This is a genomic window from Rhodococcus sp. SB1D, from assembly GCF_048573875.1.
GTDB classification, from domain to species: Bacteria; Actinomycetota; Actinomycetes; order Mycobacteriales; family Mycobacteriaceae; genus Rhodococcus_F; species Rhodococcus_F qingshengii.
The window spans coordinates 806237-823256 of record NZ_JBMAIQ010000001.1 but is presented as its reverse complement, the minus strand read 5'-3'; the positions used below and the strand labels follow the sequence as shown (position 1 = coordinate 823256).

12 protein-coding genes are annotated in these 17020 nt (G+C 64.0%); 9 read left to right on the top strand and 3 right to left on the bottom strand.

Annotated features, from left to right (window positions below; translation table 11 throughout):
• The first annotated feature begins 103 nt into the window (after nt 1–103).
• The 5 genes from ACN50D_RS03875 to ACN50D_RS03855 all read left to right on the top strand — a co-directional run bounded on the left by ACN50D_RS03875 (nt 104) and on the right by ACN50D_RS03855 (nt 6950).
• Nucleotides 104–694 (top strand): DUF3000 domain-containing protein, encoded by a 591-nt coding sequence (locus ACN50D_RS03875; protein ID WP_003942604.1) that lies wholly within the window; start codon nt 104–106, stop codon nt 692–694.
• A gap of 60 nt (nt 695–754) precedes the next feature.
• Nucleotides 755–2161 carry a WS/DGAT/MGAT family O-acyltransferase gene (locus tag ACN50D_RS03870; RefSeq protein WP_003942594.1) on the top strand — a complete coding sequence of 469 codons (1407 nt, stop codon included), beginning with the start codon at nt 755–757 and terminating at the stop codon, nt 2159–2161.
• Nucleotides 2162–2172: 11 nt separating this feature from the next.
• A complete protein-coding gene (locus ACN50D_RS03865) occupies nt 2173–3462 on the top strand; it encodes an HRDC domain-containing protein (RefSeq protein WP_210378380.1) in 1290 nt (429 codons plus the stop codon).
• Between the two features lie 161 nt (nt 3463–3623).
• Nucleotides 3624–4844, top strand: coding sequence for a thiolase family protein (locus tag ACN50D_RS03860; RefSeq protein WP_003942598.1), 1221 nt, complete (start codon nt 3624–3626; stop codon nt 4842–4844).
• Complete coding sequence (locus tag ACN50D_RS03855) at nt 4845–6950, top strand: 3-hydroxyacyl-CoA dehydrogenase NAD-binding domain-containing protein (protein WP_211920247.1); 2106 nt, start codon at nt 4845–4847, stop codon at nt 6948–6950.
• Nucleotides 6951–7016: 66 nt separating this feature from the next.
• Here the strand turns inward: ACN50D_RS03855 and ACN50D_RS03850 are convergent, their stop codons facing one another.
• Together ACN50D_RS03850 and ACN50D_RS03845 are read right to left on the bottom strand one after the other, a co-directional pair.
• Nucleotides 7017–8588: a GMC oxidoreductase gene (locus ACN50D_RS03850; protein ID WP_007732873.1), complete on the bottom strand. Its 1572-nt coding sequence runs from the start codon at nt 8586–8588 to the stop codon at nt 7017–7019.
• A 102-nt stretch (nt 8589–8690) separates the two neighbouring features.
• Nucleotides 8691–9242 carry a TetR/AcrR family transcriptional regulator gene (locus ACN50D_RS03845; RefSeq protein WP_007732871.1) on the bottom strand — a complete coding sequence of 184 codons (552 nt, stop codon included), beginning with the start codon at nt 9240–9242 and terminating at the stop codon, nt 8691–8693.
• 124 nt (nt 9243–9366) lie between these two features.
• On the opposite strand from ACN50D_RS03845, the gene ACN50D_RS03840 reads away from it, so the two are divergent.
• Entirely contained in the window at nt 9367–10383 is a 1017-nt protein-coding gene (locus tag ACN50D_RS03840) for an iron-siderophore ABC transporter substrate-binding protein (RefSeq protein WP_007732870.1), read from the top strand.
• 350 nt (nt 10384–10733) lie between these two features.
• Entirely contained in the window at nt 10734–12176 is a 1443-nt protein-coding gene (locus ACN50D_RS03835) for a sugar porter family MFS transporter (protein ID WP_007732869.1), read from the top strand.
• A 97-nt stretch (nt 12177–12273) separates the two neighbouring features.
• Here ACN50D_RS03835 and dxs read toward each other — a convergent pair whose 3' ends face one another.
• A complete protein-coding gene (dxs, locus tag ACN50D_RS03830) occupies nt 12274–14220 on the bottom strand; it encodes a 1-deoxy-D-xylulose-5-phosphate synthase (protein ID WP_007732868.1) in 1947 nt (648 codons plus the stop codon).
• 252 nt (nt 14221–14472) lie between these two features.
• Here dxs and glsA point away from each other — a divergent pair, with 252 nt between their 5' ends.
• Nucleotides 14473–16299 carry a glutaminase A gene (gene glsA, locus ACN50D_RS03825; protein WP_125051007.1) on the top strand — a complete coding sequence of 609 codons (1827 nt, stop codon included), beginning with the start codon at nt 14473–14475 and terminating at the stop codon, nt 16297–16299.
• A gap of 9 nt (nt 16300–16308) precedes the next feature.
• Nucleotides 16309–16974: an SIMPL domain-containing protein gene (locus tag ACN50D_RS03820; RefSeq protein ID WP_211920249.1), complete on the top strand. Its 666-nt coding sequence runs from the start codon at nt 16309–16311 to the stop codon at nt 16972–16974.
• Nucleotides 16975–17020: the final 46 nt, after the last annotated feature.

Genomic DNA, 17020 nt, shown 5'->3' with positions numbered 1-17020 from the left:
GGATCGGACACCCGAGCGGTTCGTGAGCGGCCACACACCCGAGCCACACTCGGTCGGCGCGCCTCCACCTCCCCGCCCGCATCCCCGACTAACGTCCTGACCTGTGACGACATCCGGATCGACAGCCGACCCGGCCGAGTTCCGTGCCGCCGTGGAGGCGATGACCGCTGCGCGGGTTCGGCCCGAGATAGAGGTCGGTCCCATCCGCCCGCCGCAGCGTCTCGCTCCGTACAGCCACGCGGTGGGGGCTGAGGTTCTCCACCCGGACTCCGACGTCGTGGCCGAGCAGTCCGAAGGTGACGCTTTCGGCCGCCTGATCCTGTTGTTCGATCCGGACGGCGACGAGGCGTGGAACGGCACCATGCGGTTGGTGGCGTACATCCAGGCCGATCTCGACGAAGCCGTCGCCGCGGATCCACTACTTCCCGAAGTAGCCTGGAGTTGGCTGGTGGACGCTTTGGAGGCCGGACCGGAACCTTTTGTGGCCCTGGGCGGTACGGTCACAGCCACAACTTCCGTGCGGTACGGCGACATCGCCGGGCCTCCGCGAGCCCATCAACTGGAGTTGCGAGCGTCCTGGACTGCAACTTCGTCCGAATTGGCTCACCACGTCGAGGCTTTCTGCGAGGTTCTCGCGTACGCGGCGGGGCTTCCGCCTGCCGGGATAACCACGCTGTCGCGGCAGAACGACTGACTCTGCTATTCGTTTGAGCATTCCCCCGGAAAAATACTAGAACCTGTTCTAGAATGAGTCATGCAACGTCTCAGCGGACTCGACGCGACCTTCCTCTACTTGGAAACACCGACCCAGCTATTGCACGTTTGTGGACTTGTCCTGCTCGACCCCACGACCATCCCGGGCGGCTACGACTACCGGAAGCTGCTTCGCGAGTTGGACTCGCGGATGGCCACCATGCCGACCTTCCGGCGCAAACTCAAAGATTCCCGTCTCAATCTCGACTACCCCGTGTGGGTCGACGATCACGATTTCGACATCGAGCGGCACTGCCACCGGACCGCGGTACCTGCTCCCGGCACACACGCGGAACTGGCAGAGCTCGCCGGACACATCGCGAGCCAACCGCTGGATCGTTCCCGACCGCTGTGGGAGATGTGGGTCATCGAGGGACTTGCCGACGGACAGATCGCCGTCATGTCGAAGATCCATCACAGCGCTGCCGACGGTGTCACCGGCGCGAACATCCTGGCTCAGCTGTGCAGTCTCGAACCGGATTCACCGGCGCTCGTGGATCCCACCGCACAGGGTGCGGGCGACGCGGGAACGCTGGACATCGCCATCGGCGGACTCATGGCCGTCATCGCCCGACCCGCAAGAATTGCCCGTCTGGTCCCCGGCGGAATCGCCATGCTCCCGAAGTGGGTGACGCGTGCACGAAAGGGTGAAGCGATGCCTGCTCCGTTCACCGCGCCGCGGACCTCGTTCAACGGCGCGATCACCGGTCACCGCAACGTCGCGTTCAGCCAACTCGATCTCGCGAAGGTCAAAGCCGTCAAGGACCGTCACGGGGTCAAGGTCAACGACGTGGTTCTCGCGCTCTGCGCCGGGGCACTGCGTAAGTATCTGGAGGACCGGGACGAGCTGCCGGAGGATTCCCTCGTCGCCATGGTGCCGGTGTCGGTCCACGGCAAATCCGATCGTCCGGGCACGAACCAGATCTCGGGCATGTTCACGCAACTCGGCACCCAGATCGCCGATCCGGTCGAACGCCTGCACGCAATCAGCGATTACAACGCCACCTCGAAGAATCACAACGAGGCTCTGGGCGCGAACATGCTCCAGGACTGGTCGCAGTTCGCTTCGCCGGCGGTGTTCGGCGCCGCCATGCGCGTGTACTCGTCGCTCAAACTCGCCGAGCGTCACCCCGTCGTGTCCAACCTGGTCGTGTCGAATGTGCCTGGACCGCCGGTCCCGCTCTACTTCCTCGGTGCCCAGATCAAGGGAATGTTCCCGCTCGGCCCGATCTTTCACGGAGCAGGTCTCAACGTGACGGTGATGTCTCTCGACGGAAAACTCGACGTCGGCATCGTCAGTTGCTCCGATCTGGCCCCCGAATTGGACCAGCTCGCGCAAGGTTTCGGAGCCGCACTCGACGAACTGTTCGACGCTGAGGTGACAACCCCGGCCCCGACTGCGACGTAGAGTCAGTGACCATGTCCGAAGTCACCGATGATGCAACCGAGCCCACCTCCGACGTAGTTCCGCTGCTCGTTCCGCGTGACGGAGTTCCGGACGTCATCACCACTGCCGCCGGTGTCGCCGACGCCGCGGCCGCGCTGGCCTCCGGCCACGGCCCGCTCGCCGTGGACGCCGAGCGCGCATCCGGATTCCGCTATTCGGCACGGGCGTACCTGATCCAGCTTCGCCGCGAAGGAGCAGGATCGTTCCTTCTCGACCCGATTCCGACAGCGCAAGACCTGCAGCCGTTGGCCGAGGTGATCAACCCGTTGCAATGGGTGCTGCACTCTGCCGATCAGGATCTCCCCGGCCTCGCCGAACTGGGCCTGACGCCGGCCGAGCTGTTCGACACCGAACTGGCCGGACGACTGGCCGGGTTCGAGCGAGTCGGACTCGCCGCGATCGTGGAACGAACCCTGCGAGTGGAACTTCGCAAGGGTCACGGGGCTGCGGACTGGTCGACACGTCCGCTGCCGGACGCCTGGTTGAACTACGCCGCCCTCGACGTCGAAGTGCTTCTCGAACTGCGCGACGCAATGGAATCCGAACTCGAATCCCAAGGCAAACTCGAGTGGGCGAAGGAAGAGTTCGAGTACATCCGTCTGGCCGGCCCGCCCAAGCCCAAACCGGACCGCTGGCGTCGTACGTCGCACATCACCTCACTCAAGACCACCCGTCAGTTGGCGGCGGTACGGGCGCTGTGGCAGGCGCGCGAGGATCTCGCACGCAAGCGCGACGTGTCTCCGAGTCGGGTTCTTCCTGACTCCGCGATCATCGATGCCGCTCTCAAAGATCCTCGGTCGCTGGATGCGCTCCGCTCGCTTCCCGTCTTCGGCGGACCACGTCAACGCCGGTATTCGCGTATTTGGATGGACGCACTGGAAGCCGCGCGCAGGCTCCCCGACAGCGAGCTTCCGCCGAAAACCCCGCCCATCGTCGGGCCGCCCGCTGCCGGCCGCTGGGCCCGCCAGGATCCAGCGGCGGCTGATCGGTTGACCGCGGCGCGCGCAGCACTGTCGGACCTGAGCAAAGAGGTTTCGGTGCCCGTGGAGAATTTGCTCCAACCCGACCTGGTCAGGCGCCTGTGCTGGGACTGGAAACTGGAACCCGACTCGGACATCGCCGAAGTCGAGAGTGCGATCGAGACCAAGCTCACTTCCGGTGGCGCACGTGGCTGGCAACGCACTTTGACCGTTCCCGTCCTCGCCGAGGCACTGAACTCCGTGGTCCCGGCCGAGCCCGAAGTGGAAGAGCCGGAATCCTGACCTGACCCCGGTGTGAGGTTGGAGCAATTCGGCACGTTAAGTTACCGGTCAGTAATGGGCAGTAGTACGCTCGATACGAGGCCGGACGCCTGGCCGTGATCGCCGAACCAACGTCTCACCGCCCTTCGGTGCGGTGGGCAGCTCCATCAGGAGGAATTCGCGTGGCTCCATCCACAAACAACCAACGCAACGTCGTCTTCGTCGACGGCATTCGCACCCCGTTCGGCAAGGCCGGCCCGAAAGGCATGTACGCCGACACGCGCGCAGACGATCTCGTCGTCAAGGCGATTCGTGAGCTGCTTCGCCGTAACCCGCAGCTCGATCCCGCACGGATCGACGAAGTTGCTGTCGCAGCCACCACGCAGACCGGTGACCAGGGCCTGACCATCGGCCGCACCGCTGCGATCCTCGCCGGTCTCCCCGAAACCGTTCCCGGATTCGCCATCGACCGCATGTGTGCCGGCGCGATGACCGCCGTCACCACCACCGCGTCGGGCATCGGCTTCGGCCAGTACGACGTCGTGATCGCCGGTGGCGTCGAGCACATGGGTCACCACCCGATGGGTGAGGGCGCAGACCCCAACCCGCGTTTCCTCGCCGACCGCCTGGTCGACCCGAGCGCCCTCGTGATGGGTAACACCGCCGAGAACCTGCACGACCGGTTCCCGACCATCACCAAGGACCGCACGGACGCCTACGCCGTCAACAGCCAGAACAAGTACGACGCTGCCAAGAAGGCCGGCTTCATCGCCGACACCCTGGTCCCCGTCGCCACCCGCAGTTCCGCGGGCTGGGGTCTGGCCACCGAAGACGAGCCGCCGCGCCCCGGAACCACCGTCGAAGATCTCGCGAAGCTCAAGACGCCGTTCCGCCCGGCCGGACGCATCACCGCCGGTAACGCAGCCGGACTCAACGACGGTGCCACCGCAGCACTGCTCGCCGGTGAGGACACCGCAGCCGAGCTCGGCCTGCCGGTCGGCATGCGCATGGTGGGCTTCGCCTACCAGGGCGTCGACCCCGCCGTCATGGGCATCGGCCCGGTTCCCGCCACTGAGAAGCTGCTGGCACGCACCGGCCTCAAGATCGAGGACATCGGACTCTTCGAGATCAACGAGGCGTTCGCCGTTCAGGTCCTCGCGTTCCTCGAGCACTACGGAATCGCCGACGACGACCCGCGCGTCAACCAGTGGGGCGGCGCCATCGCGTGTGGCCACCCCCTCGCTTCCTCGGGCGTTCGCCTGATGACGCAGCTCTCCCGCCAGTTCGCGACGCGTCCCGACGTGCGCTACGGCTTGACCACCATGTGCATCGGCCTCGGCATGGGCGGCACCGTCATCTGGGAGAACCCGAACCACGCTGACTACCAGGCAGGAGTTAACTAAATGTCTGATATTGCAACAGCATTCGCCGACGAGGTCGTGACGAACGCCTACACGAAGATCATCTCGGTCCCCGGCATCGAGGGCCCGTTTGCACTGATCACCCTCGACAACGGCTTCGACCACACCAAGCCGTCGTCCTTCGGTCCCGGCGGACTCGCAGCATTCGACGCCGCCCTCGACGAAGCCTTTGCCGCCAACCCGGTTGCCATCGCCGTCACCGGCAAGCCGTTCATCTTCGCCGCCGGCGCGGATCTCAAGGGTGTTCCCGCGATCACCTCTCGTGAGCAGGGACTCGAGCTGGGCCGCTTGGGTCACAAGGTGTTCCGACGCCTGCGTGAGTCGTCCGTTCCCACGTTCGCCTTCATCAACGGTGTCGCTCTGGGCGGCGGCCTCGAGGTCGGACTGCACAGCCACTACCGCACGGTTGCCGCCAATGCGGGCGCACTGGGTCTTCCGGAAGCATTCCTCGGTCTGGTCCCCGGTTGGGGCGGAACGCAGTTGCTCCCCAACCTCGTCGGCCCGTCGAACGCCGTCACCGTGGTTATCGAGAACTCGCTGAACCAGAACAAGGTGCTCTCCCCCAAGAAGGCACTCGAACTCGGCGTCGTCGACGTCGTTCTCGACTCCGCCGACTTCATCGAGCAGTCCCTCGCCTGGGCGTCGCAGGTCCTCGCCGGCAAAGTGACACCCGCTCGCCCCGAGATCGATCGTGGCCAGGGCTGGGACGACGCGATCGCTCGTGCGAAGGCGATCGTCGACGGCAAGACCAAGGGCAACGCTCCCGGCGCCGTCAAGGCCGTCGAGTTGCTCGAACTGGCTCGCAGCACCGACATCACCGATGCCGCCTCGCTCGACAAGGGCTTCGCGGCCGAGGACGAGGCTCTTGCCGACCTCCTCCTGACGGACGAACTCCGCGCGGGTCTGTACGCCTTCGATCTGGTGAACAAGCGCGCCAAGCGTCCCGCCGGAGCACCCGACCGCTCGCTCGCTCGTAAGGTCAGCGGCGTCGGCATCGTCGGCGCCGGCCTCATGGCCAGCCAGCTCGCGCTGCTCTTCGTCCGCCAGCTCAAGGTGCCGGTCATCCTGACCGACATCGACCAGGAACGCATCGACAAGGGTGTCGGCTACGTCCACACCGAAATCGAGAAGCTCCAGGGCAAGGGACGCCTGTCCCCCGACGCTGCGAACCGCCTCAAGGCGCTCGTCTCCGGCTCCCTCGACAAGGCCGCGTTCGCCAAGACCGACTTCGTCATCGAAGCCGTCTTCGAGAACATGGACGTCAAGAAGAAGGTCTTCGCGGAACTCGAGCAGTTCATCGCTCCCGAAACCATCCTCGCCACCAACACGTCTTCGCTCTCCATCACGGAGATGGCGTCCGGCCTCGAACATCCCGAGCGTGTGGTCGGCTTCCACTTCTTCAACCCGGTGGCCGTTCTTCCCCTCCTCGAGATCATCAAGGGCAGCAAGACCGATGATGCCACTCTCGCAACGGCTTTCGCCACCGCGAAGTCGCTGAAGAAGTCCGCCGTCCTCTGCGGCGACAAGGCCGGCTTCGTCTTCAACCGCCTCGTCACCCGCACCTTGGGTGAGGTCATGTCCGCCGTCGACGAAGGCACCCCCTTCGACGTCGCAGACAATGCCATCGCCGAACTCGGCATGCCCATGTCGCCGTTCACCTTGCTGGCCCTCGTCGGACCCGCAGTGGCACTGCACACCGGTGAGACCCTGCAGGAGTCGTACCCGGACCGGTTCAAGAGCTCACCCGGACTCGAAGCACTCGTCGAGGCCCGCAAGCCCGGCGTGTGGACCTGGGGCGAGAACGGTCAGGCCGTCGACCCCGAGGTCGCCGCACTGTGGCCGCAGGGTGACAAGGTGTCCACCTCGGAAGAGGTCCTCGAGCGCACACGTCGTGCATTTGCCGAGGAAATTCAGATCATGCTCGACGAGGGCGTCGTAGCGGCAGCCGAGGACATCGACCTCTGCCTGCTGCTCGGCGGCGGATTCGGATTCTGGAACGGCGGCATCACGCCGTACCTGGACCGGACCGGTACCTCCGAGGCCGTCAACGGCAAGCGCTTCCTCGCGCCCGGTGTTGCCAGCGTCTGAGTCAGTCGATCGACCCGTCACGGACGGCGTGCCCTCGGGTACGCCGTCCGTGGCGTTTGCGCAGGTTCAGAATAGGGTTCCCACATCGTCTTTCACGATGTTCTCGAGCGCACGCTCCGCGACGGCGGCGATGGTCATCGACGGATTGCACGCAGCGGAGTTTCCCGGCAGCAGAGCGCCGTCGAGCACGTACAACCCCCGCTGGCCCAGAATCCGCCCATCGAGATCGCACACCGAGTTCATGCAGGCACCACCGAGGGGATGCCACGTGGACGGCAGTATCGCGTTCGTATCGGTGAGCAGTCCTCCTGCCGCGATCTGCTGGGCCGCAGGTCCGATGTGGCCTTGCTGGATCGCAGAGTCGCCATCACTCGGCCAACGGAGCACCGCCTCGCCTCGCGCTGAGTCGTACACGAACCGACCCCGGTCGCTGCTGACCCCGAATCCGACCATCACCGTGCTGTGAGCGTCGAACGCCACTGGCGGGAACGACGCCTGAATGACGGTGAACGCGTTATGCGGGTCGTCCCAGTTCCGGCTGCCGTAGACGACCGGCCCGCCCTGCGTCGCGCCGAAATTCTCGGCGAGATCCGACCAGATGTAGATCCGATCGGCATTGGTCCCCCACCCTGCGCCGAGCTCGTCGGGCAGATCCGTGATCCGCCCCGTTGCCGCGGCGCGGACCAGGAGTTTGGTGGTGTTCATGCTGCCGGCAGCCATGACGAGCGCATCCGTCGTCAAGATCTTGTTCTCGAGAATGTTGCCGGAAATGTCGGTCCGGTCCACGTACACGCGCCACCGTCCGTCGGCAGCCCGCTCGACATCGGTGACCTGGTGCAGAGTCTCCACATTCACCAATCCGGTCGCTTCCGCTGCCGCAATGTAGGTGACATCCACCGAATGTTTGCCACCGTTGTTGACACCGAGCGCGCCGTCACCGTTGGTGTAAGACGGCTTCATCTCACCCCTCAGTTCGGCCAACGCGTAGTTCCAGTCGATCGGCATCGGAATCTTCGACACGGGTAGACCGGAACGCGTTGCGTTACGCGCGAATACACGTGCCGCCTCGTAGTTCGGGCTGGAAATCAGTTCGTCTGGTGCAGTTTCCACTTGCAGCATCCGCGCCACCCGCGGGTAATGGACGCGGTCCATTCGTGCGTAGTCGAGCTCCTCCGGAAAGTGCGTGTTGAAGACCGCTTCTTCCGGTTGCAGCGTCATCCCTTGGTACACAAGCGATCCGCCGCCCACACCGGCTGCGCAGATCGCGGTCATGTTCTCACCGGTCACCGTCTCCAACAAACCCGCGTATGGCTCGAAGATCGCCGGCCTGCCGAACAGAGTCGGGTTGGACTGATGCCAGAGGATGCGCTTGTCCGGGCTGGCGGGGTGCGGGAAAGTTTCGGCATTCGGCCCGGTCTGCCACCGAATCCCTCTCTCCAGCAAAGTGACCGGAACCCCCGCCTCGGCCAGGCGAAGTGCCGTCACCCCGCCGCCGAACCCCGATCCGATAACCACGACACGGTGCACTTCACGTGTCAGCGGAATCCCTGTTGCAGCCCTGGCAGTGCGTGGCGCCATCATCGCGACTCCCACGGCGGCCGTACCGGCCAAGAACGATCTGCGTTTCACTCCGGACATGACTGGTGCTCCCTCGAAGAATGTCGCCAGAGAATTCCGGGCACGCCAAAACTAGACACTCTGACGCTCGAGTGTCAAGGTTTTGGCGGAGCAGGCGAGGAACTACGAGGTCGACCGGATTGCGGGCCCGAGCCACCTCGAGAGAAAGGCCCGCAAGGAGTCGTCGGAATGTACGAGGTCACTGTCGAATGCAACAACCGAAAGCCCCAGTCGCACGGCAATTTCCACTATCTCATCCAACTCCGCCTCGGTGGCGAGGCCACGTTCGACCATAGGGGTGAGCATCTGACCAGCGAAAGGTATTGCTCGACTCATCATTTCGAGATCGAAGACAGGGTTTCCCCGCTCGGCGAGGAGCAGAGTCGCGAGCACCGGGTGAGCACGCACGGCAGTTCGCGCGGCAACGATGAATTCGACGACGTAATCACACGCCGTGTCGACCGACTCCACCTGTGCCGTGATCTCCCCGAGAACCTCGACAGCGAGACCGCCCATCGCCTGGGAGACGACCTCCTCACGTGTGCCGAAAATCGAGTACACCGTCTGGCGCGAGACACCGGCCGCGGTGGCAACTGCGGCAATGTTCACAGCCTCGAATCCGCCACCTTCGATCAGTTCGAGGGCGGCGCCGAGAATCTTCTGCTGTGATCGCACGAGGAAAGTATTGCCCACCGAAATGGTGCACTGAGAAACGCGGTCCAGATCCGACTCCCACCTGCATAAACGGCACAATCGGTTTCGTTTGGCTGCCGAAATTCAGTAGGTTAGGCTGCCCTTCATGAAAACTTCTGTTCGGGGCTTCACTGCCCTCGGTGCGGCTGCAATCGCGGTCACCGCACTTGTCTCGTGCTCCTCGGATTCAGGCACATCCACGCCATCCCAAGGTACGGGCGGATTCCCCGTCAGCATCGAGAACACCTTCGGCACCACGACCATCGACTCGAAGCCCGAGCGCCTCGTCACCCTCGGATGGAACGCGCAGGACATCCTGTACGCACTCGATCTGACTCCGGTCGGACAGCCCAAGTACACCTACGGCGCGGACGACAACGGCGTCATGCCGTGGGCGCAGGACTACTTCGACGCGGACAAGACAACGCTCTTCGACATGCCGGCCAGCGGAGAACCGCCGATCGAGTCCATCGCGTCGTTGACCCCCGACGTCATCCTCGCGCCGTACGAGGGCTTCGAGGAATCCGTCTACAACCAACTGAGCAAGATCGCACCGACGGCCGCCTACCCCGGCGCGGCCTGGCAGACATCCTGGCAGGACCAGACCCGCATCGTCGGCAAGGCAGTCGGCAAGAGCGAAGAGGCCGACAAGCTCGTCGACGGCCTCGACGCGACTCTCGCCGATACCGCCACAGCCCACCCGGAGTTCGCCGGAAAGACATTGGCAGTGGTCAACTTCGACACCGATTCGAGCAACATCAACGTCTATCTGCCCACTGATCCGCGGGTCCAGGTGCTGACTGAACTCGGATTCGTCAACGCGCCGGGCGTCGAGAAGCTCGCCGCGGACAATGCAGGTGGATCGTTCTTCAAGACGATCTCCTACGAGAACATCGCCGACATCGACGCCGACGTGATCGTCGGCTTCACCGACGGCTCCGGCGATCCGTCCGGCATACCCGCAGTCGGTGGACTCGACGCGGTCAAACGCGGATCCACCGCATTCCTCAGCGACACCCGCGTCATCGGCGGACTGAGCAACGTCAACGTCCTGAGCACGCCGTGGGTCCTCGGCCAGATCACACCGACGTTGAGCGAAGCCGCAAAGCGCGCCTCCGCCTAGAAACGAGATTTTCCCGACAACCCTCTCCGGCGTGATCCGTATCGAACGGCTCGCCGGAGAGGCGGGTGACCCGGAAATTCGTGGCGAAGGATCTCGAAGACATCGCAGCAAAAGCCGAGCGTCTCTCGGGCGAGTAAAGCGCCCTCACCTGCACTTACCATATTGTTTGCATAATAACTGCAATCAATACGACATCACTGTGTCCAGCTGATTCGCTGCGGGAATGGACTCAGCTGGGTAACGGCGCGTGAGTCCCCGCCAAATCTGCCCGGGTGGGCGTAGCGTGCAGAGTGCTCGCGGATGGATCGGCGCATCGGGGTGTCGACCGTAGGGCCTTTGAGGGGGCAGGAATGGCATTCAGCGGAACCGCCTCCGGCGGTGGATCCGGCGCTACTCGCGCCGACGTCGGACATGCAGTGCTCTTCGCCGGCGCCGCCGCGCTCGGCGGTTTTCTGTTCGGATACGACACCGCAGTCATCAACGGGGCGGTCGGTGCGATCCGAGACAAGTACGACATCGGCGCCTCGGGCACCGGGCTCACGGTCTCACTGACTCTGCTCGGCGCAGCACTCGGCGCCTGGATCGCAGGCACACTCGCCGACCGACTCGGCCGCATCCGCGTCATGCAGATAGCCGCGGTGTTGTTCATCATCGGCGCCGTAGGCTCCGCAATTCCGTTCAGCGTCTACGACCTCACGTTCTGGCGCGTGGTCGGCGGCCTGGCAGTGGGTTTCGCGTCAGTCATCGCCCCGGCCTATATCGCGGAGATCTCCCCCGCCGCGATTCGCGGACGTCTCGGCTCGATGTACCAACTGGCGATCGTTCTCGGAATCGCCGTGTCGCAGTTGGTCAATTACGCCCTCCAGGCCGCGGCCGGTGGTGATCGCAATCAGATCGCAGGCCTCGAAGCCTGGCAGTGGATGCTAATGCTCGAGGCGGTTCCCGCAGTCCTGTACCTGATCATGACAACCACGATTCCCGAATCTCCACGGTTCCTCGTGGCGCAGGGCAAGGACGATCGTGCTCGCAAGATCATCTCCGATCTCGAAGGTGGAGATCACGACGCCGTCACCGAACGCATGAACGAGATCCGCGAATCTCTGACGGAGAAGCAAGCCAAGACCACAGTCCGCCAACTCTTCTCGAAGCGGCTCGGGGTCTCCCATCTGGTGTGGGTCGGTATTGCACTCGCCGCATTGCAGCAGTTGGTCGGTATCAACGTGATCTTCTACTACTCGAGCACCCTCTGGCAGGCGGTCGGATTCGGCGCCGACCGGTCCCTGCTGATCAGCGTCGTGAGCGCCTTGGTCAACATCGTCGGTACGTTCGTCGCCATCGCCGTCATCGACCGGGTCGGTCGAAAGCCGTTGTTGCTGGTCGGTTCCGCCGGTATGGCCATCTCACTGGGCACCGCAGCGTTCTGTTTCCATTCGGCAACAGTGACCAAGAACGAGATCGGCGAATCCGTGGCCACACTGACCGGAGCCAATGCCACTATCGCTCTTATCGGGGCGAACGCATTCGTGTTCTTCTTCGCCTTGTCCTGGGGCCCGGTCGTCTGGGTGTTGATCTCCGAAATGTTCCCCAACCGCGTGCGTGCTGCAGCAGTCGGAATTGCGACCGCCACCAACTGGGTCGCGAACTTCCTGGTCTCCTGGACGTTCCCGGCACTGGCCGATTGGAATCTGTCGTACACCTACGCCGGCTACGCCGTCATGGCAGTGTTGTCGCTGTTCGTCGTCCTGAGGTTCGTGAAGGAAACGCGAGGCAGCACACTCGAATCCGTCCAGTAGCGAGCTCTCACGATTTCACCGAAAGCGGTGGCCCTCGGATTGATCCGTGGGCCACCGCTTTTCGAGATCGTAGTGAAGATTATCGTGAGACGAGCTGTCAGCCTTGCGCGACTTCACCTTGAGCCGACGCCGAGGACGCGTCTTCCTGGACGTGGACGCCGACGCTACCCATCCCCGCCACCCAGCCGGTGATCTTGCGGGAGAGGTCCTGAGCCGTGAGTCCGAGTTCCTTGTGGATGGCCTCGCGGCTGGCGTGATCGAGGAACTGCTGGGGAACGCCCATGTCGCGGCACGACGTGTGCACTCCGGCTGCCCGCATCGCGGCCGAGACCGTCGAACCGATGCCGCCGTGCAGACCACCGTCTTCGATGGTGACCACGAGGGCGTACTTGTCCGCCATCTTCACCAGCGAATCCGCGACCGGCAGAACCCACCGCGGATCGACGACGGCAACCGAGATGCCCTGCTTGTCGAGCCGCTCGGCAATCTCGAGTGCCAGGGATGCAAACGGGCCCACCGCGACGAGGAGCACGTCGCCGCGCTCACCCTCGCTGGACTTGAGAACGTCGACCATTCCGTCGAGTCGCTTCACGGCCGGAATCGCTTCGGGTACAGCGCCCTTCGGGAAACGAACGACGGTTGGGCCGTCGTCGACGAGAAGTGCCTCGTCCAGTTCTTCGCGCAGTGTGTCGGCGTCGCGCGGTGCCGCGACACGGATCCCGGGGATGATTCCGAGCAGCGAAAGATCCCAGACGCCGTTGTGGCTGGCGCCGTCGACTCCGGTGACCCCGGCGCGGTCGAGCACGACTGTGACCGGTTGCTTGAGTAGAGCGACGTCCATCAACAACTGGTCGAAAGCCCGATTGAGGAAGGTCGAGTAGATAGCAACGACGGGGTGAAGTCCGCCAAGTGCAAGACCGGCGGCCGAGGTCATCGCATGCTGCTCTGCAATACCGACGTCGAAGATCCGATCGGGGAACTTCTCACCGAAGGCCGCGAGGCCGGTGGGCCCGGCCATCGCCGCGGTGATGGCGACGATGTCCTCACGACGCGAAGCCTGCTCGATCAACGCGGCCGAGAAGACCGACGTCCAGTCCGGCGCGGACGACTTGGTGCCGCGACCGGTGACGGGATCGATGACACCGGTGGCATGCATCTGGTCGGCCACGTCGTTCTCGGCGTGTGCGTAACCGTTGCCCTTACGAGTGACGGCATGGACGATGACCGGTCCGCCGTAGGCCTTTGCCCGGCGCAATGCCGATTCCATGGCGGCTTCGTCGTGTCCGTCCACCGGTCCGAGATACTTGATACCCAGATCGGTGAACATGACCTGAGGGCTGACCGCGTCTTTGAGACCCGCCTTCATTCCGTGCAGGACGGAGTACGCGGTGCGCCCCACCCAGGGCAGTCTCTTGACCATGCGTCGGCCACTGTCGAGGGCGCGCTCGTAACTCGGCGCAGTGCGCAGTGCCGAGAGATGGTCGGCGAGTCCGCCGATGGTCGGTGCGTACGAGCGACCGTTGTCGTTGACGACGATCACCACCGAACGGTCCTTGCCTGCCGCGATGTTGTTGAGAGCTTCCCAACACATTCCGCCGGTCAGCGCGCCGTCACCGACGACGGCAACTACGTGGCGATTCTGACCCGTCAGCGCGAAGGCCTTCGCGAGGCCGTCGGCATAGGACAACGCGGCGGAAGCGTGAGAAGACTCGACCCAGTCGTGTTCGCTCTCGGCGCGGCACGGATACCCGGACAGTCCACCCTGCTTACGCAGAGTGTCGAACTGATCCTGACGACCGGTGAGGATCTTGTGTACATAGGCCTGATGGCCCGTGTCGAAGATGATCGCGTCCTGCGGCGAGTCGAAAATTCGGTGCAGTGCGAGGGTCAACTCCACGACGCCCAAGTTGGGCCCGAGGTGACCACCGGTCGCAGCGACCTTCAGCACGAGGAACTCACGAATCTCGTCGGCCAACTCCGTCATCTCGGCGTGGCTCAACTGACGTAGATCGTCAGGACCCTGAATGCGGGCAAGAACACCCAACGAGATCGCTCCCTCCGTGCTTCACAGCTGCACCGGTGCGCGCCGCGGCTGTCTTCGCGACAGTGCTGCCAGTCTACGGAGCGTTCCGGCGAACCGACACGCGGACTCGGCCCGATTCCGGTGTGACTTCGCGTAACAGCGAAATCCCGCGGATCGCTCGTGATCGCAATCACAGACAAATGGGATCCGTCGCGATCGACTCGGCAACTCTTCTTCCACAAAACGACCGCCATGTCAGCTTAAGGTCGACGTATGGGAACTGTGGTCGACGACCTGATAACGCGAGTGTTCGACGAAGTCCGATCACTCGACGAAGGCGAGTTGGCCGACTACATCCCCGAACTCGCGGCGGTCGCCCCCGATTCGTTCGGAATCTGCATCGCCACCGTAGACGGTTACGTCTACGAGATCGGTGACTCGCGAATCCCGTTCACCATTCAGTCGATCTCGAAGCCCTTCACCTACGCCTTGGCTCTCGCCGATCGAGGAAGCGAGGCGGTTGCCGCGAAAATCGACGTCGAACCATCCGGCGAGCCGTTCAACGAAATCAGCCTCGACCCGCTCACCGAACGGCCACGAAACCCCATGATCAATGCCGGGGCTATCACCGCTGCATCACTGGTTGCCGGACCGAATCCCGAGGCCCGCTTCGAGCGCATCCGCTCGGCGTACTCGCGATACGCAGGCCGCGAGCTGACCTTCAACGAAGCCGTCTACACCTCCGAGGCCCGCACCGGTCACCGCAACCGTGCGATCGGCCACATGCTGCGATCCTTCGACGTCATCACCGGCAATCCCGACGAGGCCGTCGACCTGTATTTCCGTCAATGCTCGATCGACGTGACCTGCCGCGACCTGAGTCTGATGGCTGCGACGATGGCGAACAACGGTGTCAATCCGCTCACCCACGAGCGCGCGCTGGCACCCGCAGGCGTCGAACAGGTCCTCAGCGTCATGGCTACGTGCGGAATGTACGACGGCGCCGGCAAGTGGCTGGTAGAGGTCGGATTGCCGGCCAAGAGCGGTGTCGGCGGCGGAGTGCTGGCGGTTCTGCCGGGCCAGATCGGCATCGCCGTGTACTCCCCCAGGCTCGACGTTCACGGCAACAGTGTTCGCGGAGTTGCTTCTGCCCGGGCACTGTCGAAGGAACTCGAACTGCACTTCCTCCACGTGACGCGGGCGTCACGCTCGTCGATCCGGGCCAGATACAGCGTCATCGAAGCACCGTCGCGAGTACGACGCACCCCGACCGAACAAGCCGTGCTCGACGACGTCGGCAAGCGCAGCCGGGTCTACGAACTGCACGGCGATCTCCTCTTCACCGGTGCCGAATCGGCGGTCCGCGAAATCGGCTCGGTGGACGAGGGCCTCGAAGTTGTCGTCATCGACGTCCGCCGCGTCGACGACGCCAGCGACGTCGCGGTACGCATGATCACTGCGCTGCAGGTTCAGCTGGCCGCGCAGGCTTGTGCTGTGGCCGTCGTCGATCCGCAAGGACTGCTGGGACAACGAAGTTCGAGCATCGACCCCGCCAGAAGAAGTGGTCGGGTTTTTGCGGATCTCGATTCCGCCATGCAGTGGTGCGAAGACACGCTGCTTGCGGTGCATTGTGAGGCCGATCGGCAGGCGTCGACGATCTCGATCGAGGACCACCCAGTTCTCGATGCTCTGTCCGCGGCGCAGATCGAGGGATTCTCCGCAGAACTGGAGACGCGAACCTATGCCCGCGGCGAGAAGATCGCCCGCCGAGGCGAAGCGGCCTCGGGGTTCTATCTGATTCTCAGTGGCCAGGTCAGCACCATGTTCACCGACGCGCACGGGGTCGAGCACCGCATCACGACGCTCTCCGCCGGAATGACGTTCGGCGAGATGACGATGTTCCTCGACACTCCGTTCCTCAACGACATCCGCGCCGATTCCACGGTCACCGTGGCCGTGCTGACTCCGGAGCGATATGCAGAACTGACCGCACAGGCACCCGAGTTGAAACTTGCGCTTCTCGAACGACTGGCTGCGGGCGCCTACGAGCAATTGGACCTGATGTTGCGGAGTGTCATATCCGCCGGACGAATCGGATAGGAACCACACGTGCCCACCACCGCCTTCACCTCGGAGCCGTCCACTGTCACGGTGACCGGAACTGCCACTGCAACAGCTGTTCCCGACATCGTGCGATTGACGATCGGAGTATCGGTGACACAGACGGCCGTTTCCGACGCATTCGACGCCGTCGCGCGTCTGTCCACTGCGCTGACCGAGACCCTGCACGCGCGCGGTGTGCGCGGAGCGGACCTCACCACCGCCGGGCTGAGCGTCCATCCGCAGACTCACTGGAGCGACGGAGGCCGCCAGGAGACAACAGGATTCACCGCATCGACAACTTTCCGAGTCGTACTGCGAGAGCTGGAGCCGGAAGCGGCGAACTCCCCCGCCGCCGTCATCGCGGCGTGTGTATCGGTGGGCGGCGACGCGATACGGCTCGACGGGCTCGAGTTCGACCTCGACGACCGCAGCGATCTGGCGACAAAAGCACGCGAATTGGCCTGGACGGCAGCCGAATCGAAAGCCAGACAGTTCGCGGACCTGGCAGACAAAGATCTGGTCGAAGTCCTCGAGGTGCTCGAGGACTTCGACCAGATCGTGCCGATGCGCGGACGTGTCGCGGCGATGAAAGCGGATTCGGCCCCGATAGCCGTCGAACGCGGAGAGATCGAAGAATCGATCTCGGTCCGCGTTCGATGGGCTATGGCGTGACAGAACTGTTCAGAAGACGCGGCCGGCGGTAGACCAGCCGGGCATG